15 protein-coding genes are annotated in these 15,706 nt (G+C 63.8%); 11 read left to right on the forward strand and 4 right to left on the reverse strand.

Annotated features, from left to right (window positions below; genetic code table 11):
- Nucleotides 1-633 carry an HAD family hydrolase gene (locus NKH97_RS18755; RefSeq protein ID WP_128304223.1) on the reverse strand — a complete coding sequence of 211 codons (633 nt, stop codon included), beginning with the start codon at nt 631-633 and terminating at the stop codon, nt 1-3.
- 259 nt (nt 634-892) lie between these two features.
- On the opposite strand from NKH97_RS18755, the gene NKH97_RS18760 reads away from it, so the two are divergent.
- Entirely contained in the window at nt 893-1,852 is a 960-nt protein-coding gene (locus NKH97_RS18760; RefSeq protein ID WP_023810701.1) for a sugar-binding transcriptional regulator, read from the forward strand.
- 37 nt (nt 1,853-1,889) lie between these two features.
- On the opposite strand, the gene NKH97_RS18765 is transcribed toward NKH97_RS18760, so the two are convergent.
- Nucleotides 1,890-2,075 carry a hypothetical protein gene (locus NKH97_RS18765; protein ID WP_023810702.1) on the reverse strand — a complete coding sequence of 62 codons (186 nt, stop codon included), beginning with the start codon at nt 2,073-2,075 and terminating at the stop codon, nt 1,890-1,892.
- Between the two features lie 110 nt (nt 2,076-2,185).
- Here NKH97_RS18765 and gcvA point away from each other — a divergent pair, with 110 nt between their 5' ends.
- The 10 genes from gcvA to NKH97_RS18815 all read left to right on the forward strand — a co-directional run bounded on the left by gcvA (nt 2,186) and on the right by NKH97_RS18815 (nt 13,775).
- Nucleotides 2,186-3,091: a transcriptional regulator GcvA gene (gene gcvA, locus NKH97_RS18770; protein WP_023810703.1), complete on the forward strand. Its 906-nt coding sequence runs from the start codon at nt 2,186-2,188 to the stop codon at nt 3,089-3,091.
- A gap of 223 nt (nt 3,092-3,314) precedes the next feature.
- Nucleotides 3,315-4,625, forward strand: a complete 1,311-nt coding sequence (locus tag NKH97_RS18775; RefSeq protein WP_128304222.1) for an ABC transporter substrate-binding protein — start codon at nt 3,315-3,317, stop codon at nt 4,623-4,625.
- Nucleotides 4,626-4,748: 123 nt separating this feature from the next.
- Nucleotides 4,749-5,621, forward strand: coding sequence for a carbohydrate ABC transporter permease (locus tag NKH97_RS18780; protein WP_013528414.1), 873 nt, complete (start codon nt 4,749-4,751; stop codon nt 5,619-5,621).
- 11 nt (nt 5,622-5,632) lie between these two features.
- Nucleotides 5,633-6,457 carry a carbohydrate ABC transporter permease gene (locus NKH97_RS18785; protein ID WP_352553102.1) on the forward strand — a complete coding sequence of 275 codons (825 nt, stop codon included), beginning with the start codon at nt 5,633-5,635 and terminating at the stop codon, nt 6,455-6,457.
- 69 nt (nt 6,458-6,526) lie between these two features.
- Nucleotides 6,527-7,525, forward strand: a complete 999-nt coding sequence (locus NKH97_RS18790) for an ABC transporter ATP-binding protein (RefSeq protein WP_023810706.1) — start codon at nt 6,527-6,529, stop codon at nt 7,523-7,525.
- Nucleotides 7,526-7,527: 2 nt separating this feature from the next.
- Nucleotides 7,528-8,298, forward strand: a complete 771-nt coding sequence (locus NKH97_RS18795; protein WP_128304237.1) for an L-iditol 2-dehydrogenase — start codon at nt 7,528-7,530, stop codon at nt 8,296-8,298.
- A gap of 146 nt (nt 8,299-8,444) precedes the next feature.
- Nucleotides 8,445-9,923 carry a mannitol dehydrogenase family protein gene (locus tag NKH97_RS18800; RefSeq protein ID WP_352793359.1) on the forward strand — a complete coding sequence of 493 codons (1,479 nt, stop codon included), beginning with the start codon at nt 8,445-8,447 and terminating at the stop codon, nt 9,921-9,923.
- A 15-nt stretch (nt 9,924-9,938) separates the two neighbouring features.
- Nucleotides 9,939-10,622: an HAD family hydrolase gene (locus NKH97_RS18805; protein ID WP_023810708.1), complete on the forward strand. Its 684-nt coding sequence runs from the start codon at nt 9,939-9,941 to the stop codon at nt 10,620-10,622.
- The gene (locus NKH97_RS18810) at nt 10,619-12,205 is read left to right on the forward strand and encodes an FGGY-family carbohydrate kinase (RefSeq protein ID WP_352798384.1); all 1,587 of its coding nucleotides are present in this window, start codon (nt 10,619-10,621) and stop codon (nt 12,203-12,205) included. Before NKH97_RS18805 ends, NKH97_RS18810 begins: the two co-directional genes overlap by 4 nt.
- Before the next feature lie 166 nt (nt 12,206-12,371).
- Nucleotides 12,372-13,775 carry an MATE family efflux transporter gene (locus NKH97_RS18815; RefSeq protein ID WP_023810711.1) on the forward strand — a complete coding sequence of 468 codons (1,404 nt, stop codon included), beginning with the start codon at nt 12,372-12,374 and terminating at the stop codon, nt 13,773-13,775.
- 86 nt (nt 13,776-13,861) lie between these two features.
- Here NKH97_RS18815 and NKH97_RS18820 read toward each other — a convergent pair whose 3' ends face one another.
- Nucleotides 13,862-14,443, reverse strand: coding sequence for a cupin domain-containing protein (locus NKH97_RS18820; RefSeq protein ID WP_023810712.1), 582 nt, complete (start codon nt 14,441-14,443; stop codon nt 13,862-13,864).
- A 1-nt stretch (nt 14,444) separates the two neighbouring features.
- A complete protein-coding gene (locus NKH97_RS18825; RefSeq protein ID WP_352776186.1) occupies nt 14,445-15,701 on the reverse strand; it encodes a cysteine desulfurase-like protein in 1,257 nt (418 codons plus the stop codon).
- Between the last annotated feature and the right edge of the window lie 5 nt (nt 15,702-15,706).

A 15,706-nucleotide genomic window follows, 5' to 3' on the forward strand; every position in this document is an offset into this window, starting at 1 on the left:
TTACAGGCCTAGTTCTGCCCGGAGCTGATCGGCGCTGTTGATGACGACGGCGCCGGGCGGGCCCTCCATCGGCTTTTCCGGCCAGAAGATCGTCTTCATGCCCGCCGCCAGTCCCGCCATGGCGCCCGGCCAGCTGTCGTCGATCGCCACGGCGTGCGCGGGGTCGACACCGGCCAGATACGCGGCGCGCAGGAACGGCTCGGCATGCGGCTTGCCTTCGCGCACATCGTTGCGGCTGATCGTCTTCATGCCGGGGTAGATCAGGCCGACCATGCTCAGATTGGCGTCGACGATCATCCGGTCCGAATTCGAGACCACGGCCTGCTGGATGCCTCTTGCACGCAGCTCGTTGAATATCTCGATCGCGCCGGGGCGCGGCTTCAAGCTCTCCACCAGCGGCAGGTAGTGTTCGTATTTGCGCACGATCCAGTCGTCGAAAGGCAGGTCCAGGCCGAACTCGTCGCGCATCATCTCGTAGACCGGCCAGGCGGCAACGCCGAGCACGCGCTCATGCAGATCGTCCGGCGGGACAAGGCCGACATTGCGCATCGCCGCCATCAGGGCTGCTTCATGCAGCGGTTCGCTGTCGACAAGCGTGCCGTCCATGTCCCAGAAAACCGCTTTCGGCATCATGTGAGGCTCCTTTTTGCCATCCCTTAAAGGGTTTGAGCCGGGAGATAAACCTTCGGAGCGCAAGAACCTGCCGCCTGCCGAGACCGCGGCCAAGTCTCTTTGGCGACAGAGACTTCGTGGGAGAAGAAAAACTGGGCCGTGCTTACGTCGATGAACAGCAAGCAATTGCTCCCGAGATTGACAATTGCGCAGTTGGCCGTTCCCTGCGAAAGTGGGGCATGGGCCGCTCTCACAACCGGCGGTCTCGGGAGGCAGGACTTTGAATAGCCGGCAGGATGGTGGCAGCAACAGGCTGGACGATGCGGCGCGCGCCGGCTGGCTTTATTATGTTGCCGGCAACACACAGGACCAGATCGCTTCGACGCTCGGCATTTCGCGGCAGACGGCGCAGCGGCTGGTATCGCTGGCGGTGTCGGAGGGCTTGATCAAGGTTCGCGTCGACCATCCGATCGCCAACTGTCTCGATCTGGCGGCACGGCTGAGATCGCGCTTTGCGCTCGATCTGGTCGAGGTGGTGCCGAGCGACCCCAATTCGTCCTCGACCACGATCGGCATCGCCGAGGCGGCTGCCGCCGAGATCGAGCGGCGGCTGCGGTCGCCGACCCCGATCGTCATGGCGATCGGCACCGGTCGCACGCTAAAGGCGGCGATCGAGCAGCTGCCGCCAATGGAATGCCCGCAGCACAAGGTGGTGTCGTTGACCGGCAACATCTCGCCGGACGGCTCGGCCGCCTTCTACAACGTCATCTTCACCATGGCCGACAGGGTCAAGGCGCGCTCCTTCCCGATGCCGCTGCCGGTCATCGCCTCGTCGCCGGAGGAGCGCGAGATGCTGCTCAACCAGCCGATGATCCAGCCGACGTTGGCGCTGGCGGCGGAAGCCGACGTCACCTTCATCGGCATCGGCGATCTCGGCCCCAAGGCGCCGCTCTACGAAGACGGCTTCATTTCGGAGAGCGAATTGAAGGCGCTGCAGAAGGCCGGCGGCATCGCGGAGATCGTCGGCTGGGTGTTCGATAGGGAGGGCCGCATGATCGAGGGCATCACCAACGACCGGGTGTCGTCGGCTTCGCTACCGTCACGCGAGAAATCGCTGGTCATCGCACTGGCCATGGGCGAACGAAAGCTGCCAGGCATCCTAGCGGCCGCGAACCGGCGGCTGATCAACGGCCTCATCACCGATGAACGGACCGCCGCCGCCCTGCTGGCTGGCATCTGACCGGACCCACAACCGGTTTGCGATAAGGCCAACCGCACTAGCCGTGCCGCCCGAAAGGGTCGTTGCCATCGAGAAACCCGAGATCGCGCTGCAGATGCGGCGACAGGTCCCTGATATCGAGATGTGCCCGTTTTTTGGTCGCGAACCAGCCGAATCCATCCGTCAGCCACGAAAACCAGCGGTGATCCGGTGCGGGAGTGCATTTTTGCTGCGCCATGGTCATGATCGTCAACCTTCGCTATCCTGGACCCGAATGACGGGTTGACTGGGAATGTCGGTCTTGCCGGCGGTCTTTGCCAATCGAACATCGATCATGATCCATAAGGAGGCCTTATGCCGGACCTCGGCTCGCGACAGGTTTCGCCACTCCCGCCGCTGCAGGCGATCCGGGTGTTCGACGCGGTGGCGCGGCATCTTTCCTTCACCAAGGCCGCCGGCGAACTCGCCATGACGCAAGCGGCGGTCAGCTATCAGATCAAGGTGCTGGAGGAGCGTGTCGGCGCGCCGCTGTTCCTACGCCGGCCGCGGCAGATCGTGTTAACCGAGGCCGGGCAGCGCCTGGCACCTGCGGTCAGCGAGGCCTTCGCCATCCTTGGCCAGGCCTATGCCGCGGTGCGTGGCGGGGCCGACGGCTTGCTGTGCGTCACGACGGTGCTGACATTCGCCTCGAACTGGCTCGCGCACCGGCTGGGGTCGTTCCAGATCGCCCATCCGTCGCTGGCGGTGCGGCTCGAAACGTCGAGCCGCCTGACCGACTTTGCCCGCGAGGATACCGATATCGCCATCCGCTCGGGCGGCGGCAAATGGCCGGGCCTGGAAGCGCACAAGCTGCTCGATGCCGACTTCACGCCGATGCTGAGCCCGAAACTCGCGGCGACCATCGGCGGCGTCAGGGAACCGGCCGACCTCTTGCGGCTGCCTATCCTCGATCCCGGCGACATCTGGTGGACGGAATGGTTCTCGGCTGCTGGCGTGCACTCGCACGATCTTGCCAAGCGGCCCGGCAGCAGCATGGGCGCGCAGGCCTATGAGGCCAATGCGGCGATCGCCGGTCATGGCGTCGCGATCCTGACCAGGGCGCTGTTCAAGGCGGAACTCGCGGACGGGCGCCTGATCCAACCTTTCGATCTGGTTGGCGACGACGGCCATGCCTATTGGCTGGTCTATCCCGAGGCGCGCCGCAACGTGCCGAAGATCCGTGCCTTCCGCGACTGGCTGCTGGCCGAGATCGCCTGCTGACCGGCAAGCTTCCGGGCTGCACCTGGTTCTCGCAGATGTATCCGCCGTTGCCTCACTGTATGCGGCCGGGACGATCCGCGCCCTGGCATTTCGCTCGTCCCGGCCTGCGGTGTCGCCCAAGTGCTGCGCTGCAGCATCGAATCCGGCTTGACATAATTCACGCCAAGTGAGTAATTGCCCAAAGCCAAGGCAAATGCTCATCTTGGTTCAAGGGAGGAATTTGATGAAACTTCGCACGCTCACCCTGGGCTTGTTGACGGCCAGCACGCTTGCGTTCGCCGCACATGCCGAATCCATCACCATCGCCACCGTCAACAATGGCGATATGGTCCGCATGCAAAAGCTGACCGAGGACTTCACCAAGGCGAACCCCGACATCCAGCTCAACTGGGTTACGCTCGAAGAAAACGTGCTGCGCGAGCGCGTCACCACCGACATCGCCACCAAGGGCGGCCAGTACGACGTGATGACCATCGGCACCTATGAGGTTCCGATCTGGGCCAAGCAGAGCTGGCTGCTGCCGCTCGACAAGCTCGGCGACGACTACGACGCCAAGGATATCATCCCGGCCATCGCCGGCGGCCTTTCGGTCGACGGCAAGCTCTATGCCGCGCCCTTCTACGGCGAAAGCTCCTTCGTCATGTACCGCAAGGACCTGATCGAGAAGGCCGGACTGAAGATGCCCGACGCGCCCACCTGGGACTTCATCAGGCAGGCCGCCGACAAGATGACCGATCGCGCCAATGGCGTGAACGGCGTGTGCCTGCGCGGCAAGGCCGGCTGGGGCGAGAACATGGCTTTCCTGACCGCCATGTCGAACTCCTTCGGGGCGCGCTGGTTCGACGAGAACTGGAAGCCGCAGTTCGATCAGCCGGAATGGAAGAACACGCTGCAGTTCTATGTCGACCTGATGAAGGCCGACGGCCCTGAGGGTGCGTCCTCCAACGGCTTCAACGAAAACCTGGCGCTGTTCCAGCAGGGCAAATGCGGCATGTGGATCGACGCCACCGTCGCTGCGTCCTTCGTCTCCGATCCCAAGGCATCGCAGGTCGCCGACAAGGTTGGATATGCGCTGGCACCCGACAATGGCCTGGGCAAGCGCGGCAATTGGCTGTGGGCATGGTCGCTGGCGATCCCCGCCGGCACGCAGAAGGCCGATGCCGCCCAGAAATTCGTCTCCTGGGCGACCAGCAAGCATTATGCGGAACTCGTCGCTTCGAAGGAAGGCTGGGCCAACGTTCCTCCGGGCACGCGCTCCTCGCTCTACGCCAATGCCGAATACCAGAAGGCGGCTCCGTTCGCCAAGATGACGCTGGACTCCATCAACGCCGCCGACCCGACGCATCCGACCGTCAAGCCGGTGCCCTATGTCGGCGTGCAGTTCGTCGCCATCCCTGAGTTCCAGGGTCTTGGCACCACTGTCGGCCAGCTCTTCTCGGCGGCTCTTGCCGGCCAGTCGAGCGTCGACGACGCCCTGAAGCAGGCCCAGGACGCCGCCACCGCGGCTATGACCGAAGGCGGGTACATCAAGTAAGGCTCCTCCCGGTGCCGACTGCCGGTCGCCTCCTGACCGGCAACGGCCGCCCGAGTTCCCAGTTCGGGCGGCCGCCTTTAACGCCTTTTGAAAATTCCGTCTGACCAGTGAAGGGTGACCGTCATGGCTACTCAGCAGACCCGTTCGCTTGCCCGTTTCATGATGGCGCCATCCGTGGTGCTGCTGTTCGTCTGGATGATTGTGCCGCTGGTCATCACCATCTGGTTCTCTTTCCAGCAATACAACCCGCTCAATCCGATCCGCGACGGCTTCGTCGGCTTCTCGAACTACGCGCTGTTCTATTCCAACCCGGCCTTCCTGCAATCGATCCTCAACACGCTCACCTTGGTGGTCAGCGTGCTCCTGATCACGGTGATCGGCGGCATCCTTCTGGCGCTGCTGATCGACCAGCCGATGTGGGGCCAGGGCATCGTGCGCATCCTCGTCATTTCGCCGTTCTTCGTCATGCCGCCGGTGGCCGCACTGGTCTGGAAGAACATGATCATGCACCCGCAATACGGGGTGTTCGCCGATATAGCCCGCTTCTTCGGGGCCCAGCCGATCGACTGGTTCGGGCAGCATCCGATGCTGGCGATCATCATCATCGTCGCCTGGCAATGGCTGCCTTTCGCCACGCTCATTCTCTTGACCGCGTTGCAGTCGCTCGACGGTGAGCAGAAGGAAGCCGCCGAGATGGACGGCGCCGGCTTCATCAGCCGCTTCATCTATCTGACGCTGCCGCACATGTCGCGCGCCATCACGGTCGTCATCCTGATCCAGACGATCTTCCTCCTCTCCGTCTATGCCGAGATCCTCGTCACCACCAATGGCGGCCCGGGATACGCCTCCACCAACCTGCCCTTCCTCGTCTACCAGAAGGCGTTGCTGGAGTTCAAAATCGGCCAGGCATCCGCCGGCGGCGTGATCGCCGTCATTCTCGCCAACATCGTTGCCTTCTTCGCCATGCGCGCGGTCGGCAAGAACCTGGACAAGTAAGGGAGGCTACGATGGCACGCTCAGTCACCACCCAGCACAAGACGATTGCGACAATTGCCGCCTGGATCGTCGCCCTGCTGATCTTCTTCCCGATCCTCTACACGATCATCACCTCGTTCAAGTCGGAGCAGGAAGCCATCCAGGGCTTCAGCATCATCCCGTCGGGAACGTTCGAGAGCTATGCCGAGGTTCAGGCGCAAAGCGGCTACTTCAAGTTCTTCTTCAACTCGGTTCTGCTCTCGGTCGGCTCGACCATCCTGGCCCTGCTGGTCGCCATACCGGCGGCATGGTCGATGGCCTTCTCGCCGACCAAGCGGACCAAGGACATCTTGATGTGGATGCTGTCCACCAAGATGATGCCCGCGGTCGCGGTGCTGTTCCCGATCTACTTGATCTTCCGCGATACCGGACTGCTCGACAGCCGCATCGGCCTGATGATCATGCTGATGCTGATCAACCTGCCGATCGTGGTGTGGATGCTCTACACTTACTTCCGCGAAATACCGGGCGAGATCCTGGAAGCGGCGCGCATGGACGGCGCCTCGCTGTGGAACGAGATCGTCTATGTGCTGACGCCGATGGCGGTGCCGGGCATCGCCTCGACGATGCTGCTCAACATCATCCTGGCCTGGAACGAGGCGTTCTGGACAATCCGGCTGACGACGACGGAAGCCGCACCGCTGACCGCCTTCATCAGCTCGTTCTCCAGCCCGCAAGGCCTGTTCTGGGCCAAGCTTTCGGCCGCCTCGACGCTGGCCATCGCGCCGATCCTGATCATGGGCTGGTTCAGCCAGAAGCAGTTGGTGCGCGGCCTGACATTTGGTGCGGTCAAATAATTGGTGGTGCGGTGAAATAACGGAATTGTTCGAAGCAATCGGCAGAAATAACCCCTCGGGGAGGAAATCATGGGAAACATCACGCTCAAGAACGTCTCCAAATCCTTCGGAGCGACGTCCATCATCCCCGGTCTCGACCTGGTGATCGAGAATGGCGAGTTCGTCGTCTTCGTCGGCCCGTCGGGTTGCGGCAAGTCAACGCTGCTGCGCCTGATCGCCGGGCTCGAGGACACCAGCGGCGGCTCCATCAACATCGACGGCCGCGACGTCACCGGCGAGGCACCGGCCAAGCGCAAGCTGGCCATGGTGTTCCAGTCCTACGCGCTCTATCCGCACATGACGGTGGCCAAGAACATCGGCTTTCCGCTGAAGATGGCCGGTGAGGACAAGGCGACCATCGACAAGAAGGTGGGAGACGCGGCGCGCGTGCTCAACTTGACCAACTATCTCGAACGCCGGCCCGGCCAGCTTTCCGGCGGCCAGCGCCAACGCGTCGCCATCGGCCGCGCCATCGTGCGTCAGCCGACCGCATTCCTGTTCGACGAACCGCTGTCCAACCTCGATGCGGCACTGCGCGGCACCATGCGGCTGGAGATCAGCGAGTTGCACCATCAGCTCAAGACCACCATGATCTACGTCACCCACGATCAGGTCGAAGCCATGACCATGGCCGACAAGATCGTCGTGCTGAACGCCGGCAACATCGAGCAGGTCGGCTCGCCGATGGAGCTCTACAAGACGCCGAAGAACCTGTTCGTCGCCGGCTTCATCGGCTCGCCGAAGATGAACCTGATAGAAGGCGCGCCGGCTGCCAAAAACGGCGCCAAGACCATCGGCATCCGTCCCGAGCATCTGGAGATCTCGACCACGGCGGGCGAATGGAAAGCCACTGTCGGCGTCGCCGAACATCTCGGCTCCGACACCTTCCTGCACGTCCAGTCCGATGGCGTCGGTCCGCTGACAGTGCGCGCCGACGGCGAACTCGCCGTCCGTCACGGCGACACCATCTATCTGACAGCGGACAAGGCCAAGCTGCACCGCTTCGGCGCCGACGGAAAGGCGATGTGAGCATGAGACTGGCCGGCAAATCCGCGCTGATCACGGGTTCGGCCCGCGGCATCGGCAGAGCCTTCGCCGAAGCCTATGCCGGCGAAGGCGCAACCGTCGCCATCGCCGACATCAATCTCGAGGCGGCGCAGAAGACAGCCGCCGAGATCGGCGGCAAGGCCTATGCGGTCAAGCTCGACGTCACCGACCTCGCCTCGATCGAAGCGGCGGTGAAAGCCGTCGAGACGAAGACCGGTGGCCTGGATATCCTGATCAACAACGCCGCCCTGTTCGACCTGGCGCCGATCGTCGAGATCACCAAGGCAAGCTACGACAAATTGTTTTCCGTCAATGTCGCCGGCACGCTGTTCATGCTGCAGGCTGCCGCCCGCTCGATGATCGCCGCTGGCCGGGGCGGCAGGATCATCAACATGGCGAGCCAGGCCGGACGCCGCGGCGAGGCGCTGGTCGGCGTCTACTGCGCCACCAAGGCCGCCGTCATCTCGCTGACCCAGTCGGCGGGGCTCGACCTCATCAAGCACCGCATCAACGTCAACGCGATTGCCCCTGGCGTGGTCGACGGCGAGCACTGGGATCACGTCGATTCGCTGTTCGCCAAATATGAAAACCGGCCGAGGGGCGAGAAGAAGAAACTGGTCGGCGAGGCGGTGCCCTATGGCCGCATGGGCACGGCGCAGGACCTTACCGGCATGGCGGTTTTTCTCGCCAGCGCCGACGCCGAATACGTCGTCGCCCAGACCTACAATGTCGACGGCGGCCAGTGGATGAGTTGAGGGCGGGGGACGGCCTCTGCTCCTCGTACCTCCGCGAGGAGCAGAGGCCGACATCAGCGGGCGCGTAGCAAGTGCCACCCCTTATCCTCTCCCCGACCGGGAGAGGAGCGTAACGAAGGCCGAAATCCGGCCAAAGGGTAAAACAGATGACCGTGAAACTCTCGTCCTCAAACCTCTCCAAGCTGCCCACTGAGGTCGCCGGTCCGAAGTATGACCGCGCAACATTGAAGGCCGGCATCGTGCATTTCGGCGTTGGCAATTTTCACCGCTCGCATCAGGCCGTCTATCTCGACGATTTGTTCAATGCGGGCATCGGCCATGACTGGGCGCTGATCGGCGCCGGCGTGTTCGACGGTGAAAAGATCGGTCGCGGCAAACTGGAAGAGCAGGATTGGCTGACCACGGTGGTCGAGCAGGACAGCGGCCATATGAGCGCCCGCGTCACCGGCGCCATGATCGACTTCCTGATGCCCGGCGATGCGGCCGGCATCGTCGAACGGCTTGCCGACCCGGCGATCAAGATCGTTTCGCTGACCATCACCGAAGGCGGTTATTTCATCGATCCGGCCTCCGGCGTGTTCAACCCGACCCACCCCGACATCGTCGCCGATGCGCAGCCCGGCGCGACGCCGAAGACGGTGTTCGGCATCATCCTTGCCGGGCTGGTGCGGCGGCGCGACGAGGGCACCGTGCCGTTCACGGTGATGTCGTGCGACAACATTCCTCACAATGGCCATGTCACCTCCGACGGCGTCATCGGCCTGGCCCGCCTGATAGACGAGGACCTGGCGAACTGGCTCAGCGAGCATGTCGCCTTTCCGAACGGCATGGTCGATCGCATCACGCCGGCGACCACCGATCGCGAACGCGGCATTCTCGCCAAGGATTTTGGCCTTGAGGACAACTGGCCGGTGTTCTGCGAGCCGTTCCGGCAGTGGGTGCTGGAGGACCATTTCACCGGCGGCCGGCCGCCACTGGAAAAGGTCGGCGTGCAGTTCGTCAAAGACGTTGCGCCCTACGAATTGATGAAGATCCGCATCCTCAATGGCGGCCACGCCACCATCGCTTATCCGGCCGGGCTGATGGACATCCATTTCGTCCATGAGGCGATGCAGGAGCCGCTGGTGAGCGGGTTTCTGGCCAAGCTCGAACGGGACGAAATCATCCCGACCGTGCCGCCGGTGCCGGACACGGTCCTGGAAGACTACTACCAGCTCATCGAGAGCCGCTTCTCCAATCCCAAGATCGGCGACACGGTGCGCCGGCTCTGCCTCGACGGCTCCAACCGCCAGCCGAAATTCATCATCCCGACCATCGCCGACCGGCTGAAGGCCGGGAAAAGCGTCGTCGGCCTGGCGCTGGAATCAGCGCTCTGGTGCCGCTATTGCTTCGGTACGACCGACAGCGGTGCCGTCATCGAGCCCAACGATCCGAGCTGGGACCGGCTGCAAGCGACGGCAAAGGCGGCAAAGGATGCTCCCGCCGCCTGGCTCGCCATGGAGGACATCTATGGCGATGTCGGCCGCGCGACGGCGTTTGTCGAGGCCTTTGCCCATGCGCTCAACGTGCTGTGGGCGAATGGCGCGCGCGCGACGCTGACGCGCTACCTCGCCGGCAAGCTCTGAGAGCCATTCTCCATCATGACGCCTGAGCTGGTCATCTTCGACTGTGATGGCGTGCTGGTCGACAGCGAGGCGCTCTCCGTCTCGGCGCTGCTTGGCATGGTCAAACTTGCCGGCGGCAGCGTCAGTGAGGACGCCGCCTACGAGCATTTCCTCGGCAAGAGCATGAAAAGCGTGCGCGAGATCCTCGGCCGCGACTTCGGGCTCGATATCACCGACCTGCACCTGACCGAGATGCGCGTCGAATTGATGCGCAAATTCCGCGAGGAGCTGAAGCCGATCGCCGGCGTCAGGAAGATGCTGCCCAAGCTTGGGCTGCCGTACTGTGTCGCGTCCTCAGGCACGCTCGACCGCATCCGCTACGCGCTCGACGTCACCGGATTGCTTGGGCTGATGGAGCCGCATCTGTTCAGTGCCACCATGGTGGCCAAGGGAAAGCCGGCGCCGGATCTGTTCCTGCATGCCGCCGCCAGCATGCGGGCCCATCCGCGCAAATGCCTCGTCATCGAGGACAGCCCGGCCGGCATCGCTGCTGCGCGGGCGGCAGGGATGCGCGTGCTCGCCTTCACCGGCGGATCGCATGCCGGCAATCCCGCCTTGAAAGCGCGGCTTGCGTCGAGTGAACCGGACTTTATATTCGCTGACATGCTGCAATTGCCCGATCTGATTGCAGGCTTGGGAGCGAGAGACAGAGCATCTTGACGAAACAGTTCGTTTGCGCGGTCGATGTCGGCACCGGGAGCGCTCGCGCGGGCATTCTCGACACCAGTGGCACCTTGCTCGGCCGCGCCGAGCGGCCGATCGCCATGAACCAGCCGAAGCCCGATCACGCCGAGCATGATTCGCGCGATATCTGGTCGGCCGTCTGCACCGCCGTGCGCGCTGCCCGCGAAAAAGCCGGTGTCGAGCCTGAGGACATTGTCGGCATCTCCTTCGATGCCACCTGTTCGCTGGTGGTGCGCGACCGGCAAGGCAGCCAGCTCAGTGTCTCGGTCACGGGCGACAAGCGCTGGGACACCGTCGTCTGGCTCGACCACCGCGCCATCGCCGAGGCCGACGAATGCACGGCAAGCGGCCACGCCGTGCTGAATTACATCGGCGGCGTCATGTCGCCGGAAATGGCGACGCCGAAACTGATGTGGCTGAAGCGCAATTTGCCGGACACGTGGAATGAAGCCGGCTATTTATTCGACCTGACCGATTTCCTGACCTGGCAAGCGACGGGTTCGCTGGCCCGCTCGCAATGCACGCTGACCGCCAAATGGACCTATCTGGCGCATGAGGAGACAGGCTGGCGGCGCGACTTCTTCGAGCTCGTCGGCCTCGGCGATCTTTTCGAGCACGGCAGCCTGCCGGAAAAGGCCAGTCCCGTCGGCGCCGATATCGGTCGATTAACGGCGCAAGCGGCGGCCGAGCTTGGGCTGAGCGAGAAATGCCGGGTGGGCTCCGGCGTCATCGATGCCTATGCCGGCGCGCTTGGCGTGCTCGGCGGCTTTGCCGGCGACGAACAGGACATCGGCCGGCATTTGGCGCTGATCGCCGGCACGTCGAGCTGCGTCATGGCGATGTCACCGGATCCGCAGCCTTTCGCCGGCGTCTGGGGGCCGTATTACGGCGCGGCGCTGCCCAGGCTGTGGCTGTCGGAAGGCGGCCAGTCGGCGACCGGCGCCCTGCTCGACCACATCATCCGCTGGCACGGCGCCGGCGGCGAGCCGGATGCCGCCATGCATGCGAAGATCGCCAGGCGTGTCGCCGAGCTGCGCGCCATCGAGGGCGACAGCCTCGCCGCAAGGCTGCATGTGCTGCCCGACTTTCATGGCAACCGCTCACCGCTCGCCGATCCGCATGCCGTCGGCGTCGTCAGCGGGCTGACGCTGGATTCCTCCTTCGACAGCCTGTGCAAGCTCTATTGGCGCACCGCCGTCGGCATCGCGCTCGGCGTGCGCCACGTGCTGGAGGCACTGAACAAGAACGGCTATCTGATCGACACGCTGCACGTCACCGGCGGCCACACCAAGAACCCGCTGCTGATGGAACTCTACGCCGACGCCACCGGCTGCACGGTGATCGAGCCGCTGGCCGACGAGGCGGTGCTGCTCGGCACCGGCATGATCGCCGCCACCGCTGCCGGGCTGTTTCCCGACCTCAACGCCGCCTGTCTTGCCATGCAGCAAGGCGGCAGGACGCGCCCGTCGAACCCGAAATCATCAGGGCGTTTCGAGCGCGACTACAAGGTTTTCCTCGAGATGCACCGCCAGCGCCGGATGCTGGACGCGATCCGCTAGAGCATCGGGCCGGTCGCTGGCTCAATCCGTTCCCGTCCCTCCTCTCTTGCCTTCATGTCGCGTTTCGTCCAGAAGCTGACGCAAACGCGGCGAAACCGAAGGTTTTGCCGTTTGACATGCGGCTTCCGGCTCTGGCCGACGTGCCGTAGCTGGAAAGAGCGGAACAATGTCTGCGATCGAAGCCGGCGCTCGCGCGCCGGAAAATCTTTGGCGTCAGGAAATCAGGGCGACGCTGGCGCTCGCCTGGCCGATGGTGCTGACCAATCTCGGCCAGACCGCGATGACGGCCACCGACGTCATGATGATGGGTCGTCTGGGCCCGGATACGCTGGCCAGCGGCGCGCTTGGCGCCAACCTTTATTTCATGCCGCTGATCTTCGGCCTCGGCCTGATGCTGGCGACCTCGCCGATGATCGCTACCGAGCTCGGCCGCCGCCGCTATTCGGTGCGCGACCTGCGCCGCACCGTGCGCCAGGGCCTGTGGCTGGCGATCCTGATCTCGATCCCGATCTGGCTCGTGCTTTGGCACGGCGAGGGCATTCTATTGGCCATGGGCCAGGACCCGGTTCTGGCCCATCAGGCCGGCATCTATCTGCGCTGGCTCGAATGGGCGGTGCTGCCCTTCTACTTCTATATCGTGCTGCGCTCGTTCATCTCGGCGCTGGAACGGCCGGGCTGGGCGCTGGTCATCGTCTTCGTCGCCGTCGCCTGCAACGTCTTCTTCAACTGGGTGTTCATGTTCGGCAATCTCGGCGTGCCGGCAATGGGCATTGCCGGGTCGGGCCTTGCCACCTCGCTGTCCTCAGCGCTGATGTTCATCGGCATGGCTGCCGTGGTGATGCTGGAGAAGAAGTTCCGCCGCTACCGTCTGTTCGGCCGTTTCTGGCGCGCCGACTGGCCGCGCTTCAAGGGCCTGTTGCGGCTCGGCCTGCCGATTGCCGGCATCCTCGCCTTCGAGGTGACGATCTTCAATGCGGCGGCCCTGCTGATGGGCCTGATCGACGCGGATTCCCTGGCCGCGCACGCGATCGCCATCCAGATCGCCTCGATCTCCTTCATGGTGCCGCTCGGCCTCAACCAGGCGGTGACGGTGCGCGTCGGCCTTGCGCACGGCGCCGGCAATCCGGAAGGCGTCTCGCGCGCCGGCTGGACCGCCTTTGTCATCGGCGTCTCGTTCATGGCGCTGATGGGGCTGGTGATGATCCTGTGGCCGCATCCGCTGATCAGCGCCTTCATCGATCTGGGCAATCCGGCCAATGCCAGGGTGATCGAACTTGCCGTGTCGTTCCTGGTCTTCGCGGCGCTGTTCCAGGTCTTCGACGGCGCCCAGGCGGTGGCCGCCGGCATGCTGCGCGGCCTGCATGACACCAAGGTGCCGATGATCTATGCCGCGATCGGCTATTGGGGCGTCGGCCTGCCGCTCGGCGTGCTGCTCGCCTTCCATTTCGGCCTGCATGGCGTCGGCATCTGGATCGGCCTGTCGACGGGGCTGGCCGTGGTGGCCGCGCTGCTGCTGGCGCGCTGGCTGCGGCGCGACCGGTTGGCGCCGCCGCTCGCGTTCGGGCATTGAAACAGAACGGCCGATGGCCCGGCGGCTGTTGTCCTGTGGGCGTTGGCTCATTGAACAACGCCTTCACAACTCCGCGATAGAGGCGGTCAGAATGTCGGCGGCGTGTTGACCCAGAGGATACGGACCGTGGTCGAACCGATATTGCGGTAGCCGTGGCCGAGTTCGGAGTTGAAATAAAACGCGTCGCCTGCCTCGAGCGCCACCACGTTCGTCTCGACCAGCAACTCGACGGAACCTTCGAGCACGTAGCCGAATTCCTGTCCCTTGTGGCTGATCAACTCGAGGCTGCCGCCGCCGGCCTCGATCACGTGGACATTGATCTGCAGCAGATATTCCGGACCGGATGGCACCAATTGCTCGAGCACGACATGGTTGCCCGAGCGCCGATGTCCCGTCTCCATGTGCGGACGCTCGTTTTGCCGCAACACGAACACTTCCGAGGCATTGTGCTGCAGCGTGCCGAACATAGCGTTCATGTTGATGCCCAGCGCCTGCACCAGCCGGTGCAGAGCCGCCATCGAGGGCGTCGCGCGGTCGTTTTCGATCTTCGAGAGATAACCCTCTGTCAGCCCGATGCGGGCGCCGAGCTCTTCCAGGCTGAGGCCAAGCACCTGTCTGGCATGGCGCAGCTTGACGCCGATCCTCGGGGTTCCGTTTCTGTCGCGCATGTCAGGTCCGCGTCTTCATCCAGTCCGCCAGCTTCGCCAACAGAAAATCGACTTCCGCCTCGGTGTTATAATGGGCCAGCCCGATGCGGACGACGCCGTTGCGGTCCGCAAGCCCCAGCCGCTTGATTGGTTCCAAACCGTAATTGTGGCCATGCCAGAGATAGATGCCTTCCTTTGCCATCGCCTTGGCGATATCGGCGGGATCGGTTCCGTCAACGGTGATCGACACGGTAGGCACCCGGCGCGCCAGCGCCGCCACATCGGTTATACCCTGGACCAAGACGCCATCAATTCTGGACAATCCGGCAATCAGCCGTGCTGTCAGGACACGCTCATAACGGTCGGCGACTTCAATGCCGGCGACGATGCGCTCGCGCCGCGTCGCCTGCGGGTGGACGTTGCCGAAGGACTGTCCGAGCCAGGCATAGTGCTCGACGGCGCCAAGCACCCCGGCAAGCGCCTCGCGGCTTGTCGTCCCCGTCTCGAATTTTCCAGGTGGCGTGTTCGAAGCCGCGCGCACCTTGTAGGCGGTCAGCGCCTGCAGCAGATCGAACCGGCCCCACAACACCCCGTGATGCGGTCCGAAAAATTTGTAGGCCGAGCAAACCAGGAAATCACAGCCAATCTCCTGGACGTCGATCACTCCATGCGGCGCGAACTGCACCGCGTCGATATAGCTCAGCGCCCCGACCGCGCGTGCGCGCTGCGCGATCCGCTTCACGTCGTTGATCGTGCCGGTAACGTTGCTGGCATAGCCGACGGCGACCAGCTTGACCTCCTCGTCGATAGTGGCCTCCAGCGTCGACAGGTCGAGTTCGAACGTTTTTGGATCGAGGTCGATCCAGCGTACCTCAAGCCCGCGATCCTCCGCCAGCATCAGCCAGGGTGCGACGTTGGCGTCATGATCCATGCGCGTCAACACGATGGCGTCGCCGGCGTTCAGATCGCGGCCGATGGCGCGCGAGACGGCGAAAGTCAGCGTCGTCATGTTCTGGCCGAACACCACCTCACGCCGGTCCGCGGCATTGAAGAAATCGGCCATCGCCTGATGCGCGTCGTCGACCATCGCCTGGGCCGCGAGTGAGGTTTCGAAATAGCCACCAAGATTGGCGTTGGTCTCGATCATGGCACGCGTCATGCGCTCGATCGAACGGCTCGCCATCTGGGTTCCCGCGGGATTGTCGAAGAAAATCCGCTTCTTCGGCTCGGCACCTCTCGCCATCGCCGGAAAAGCATCGCGGACTGTGTCTATATCCATGTCTG

The sequence above is a fragment of the Mesorhizobium sp. M0870 genome (genome assembly GCF_040319775.1).
Lineage (GTDB): Bacteria > Pseudomonadota > Alphaproteobacteria > Rhizobiales > Rhizobiaceae > Mesorhizobium.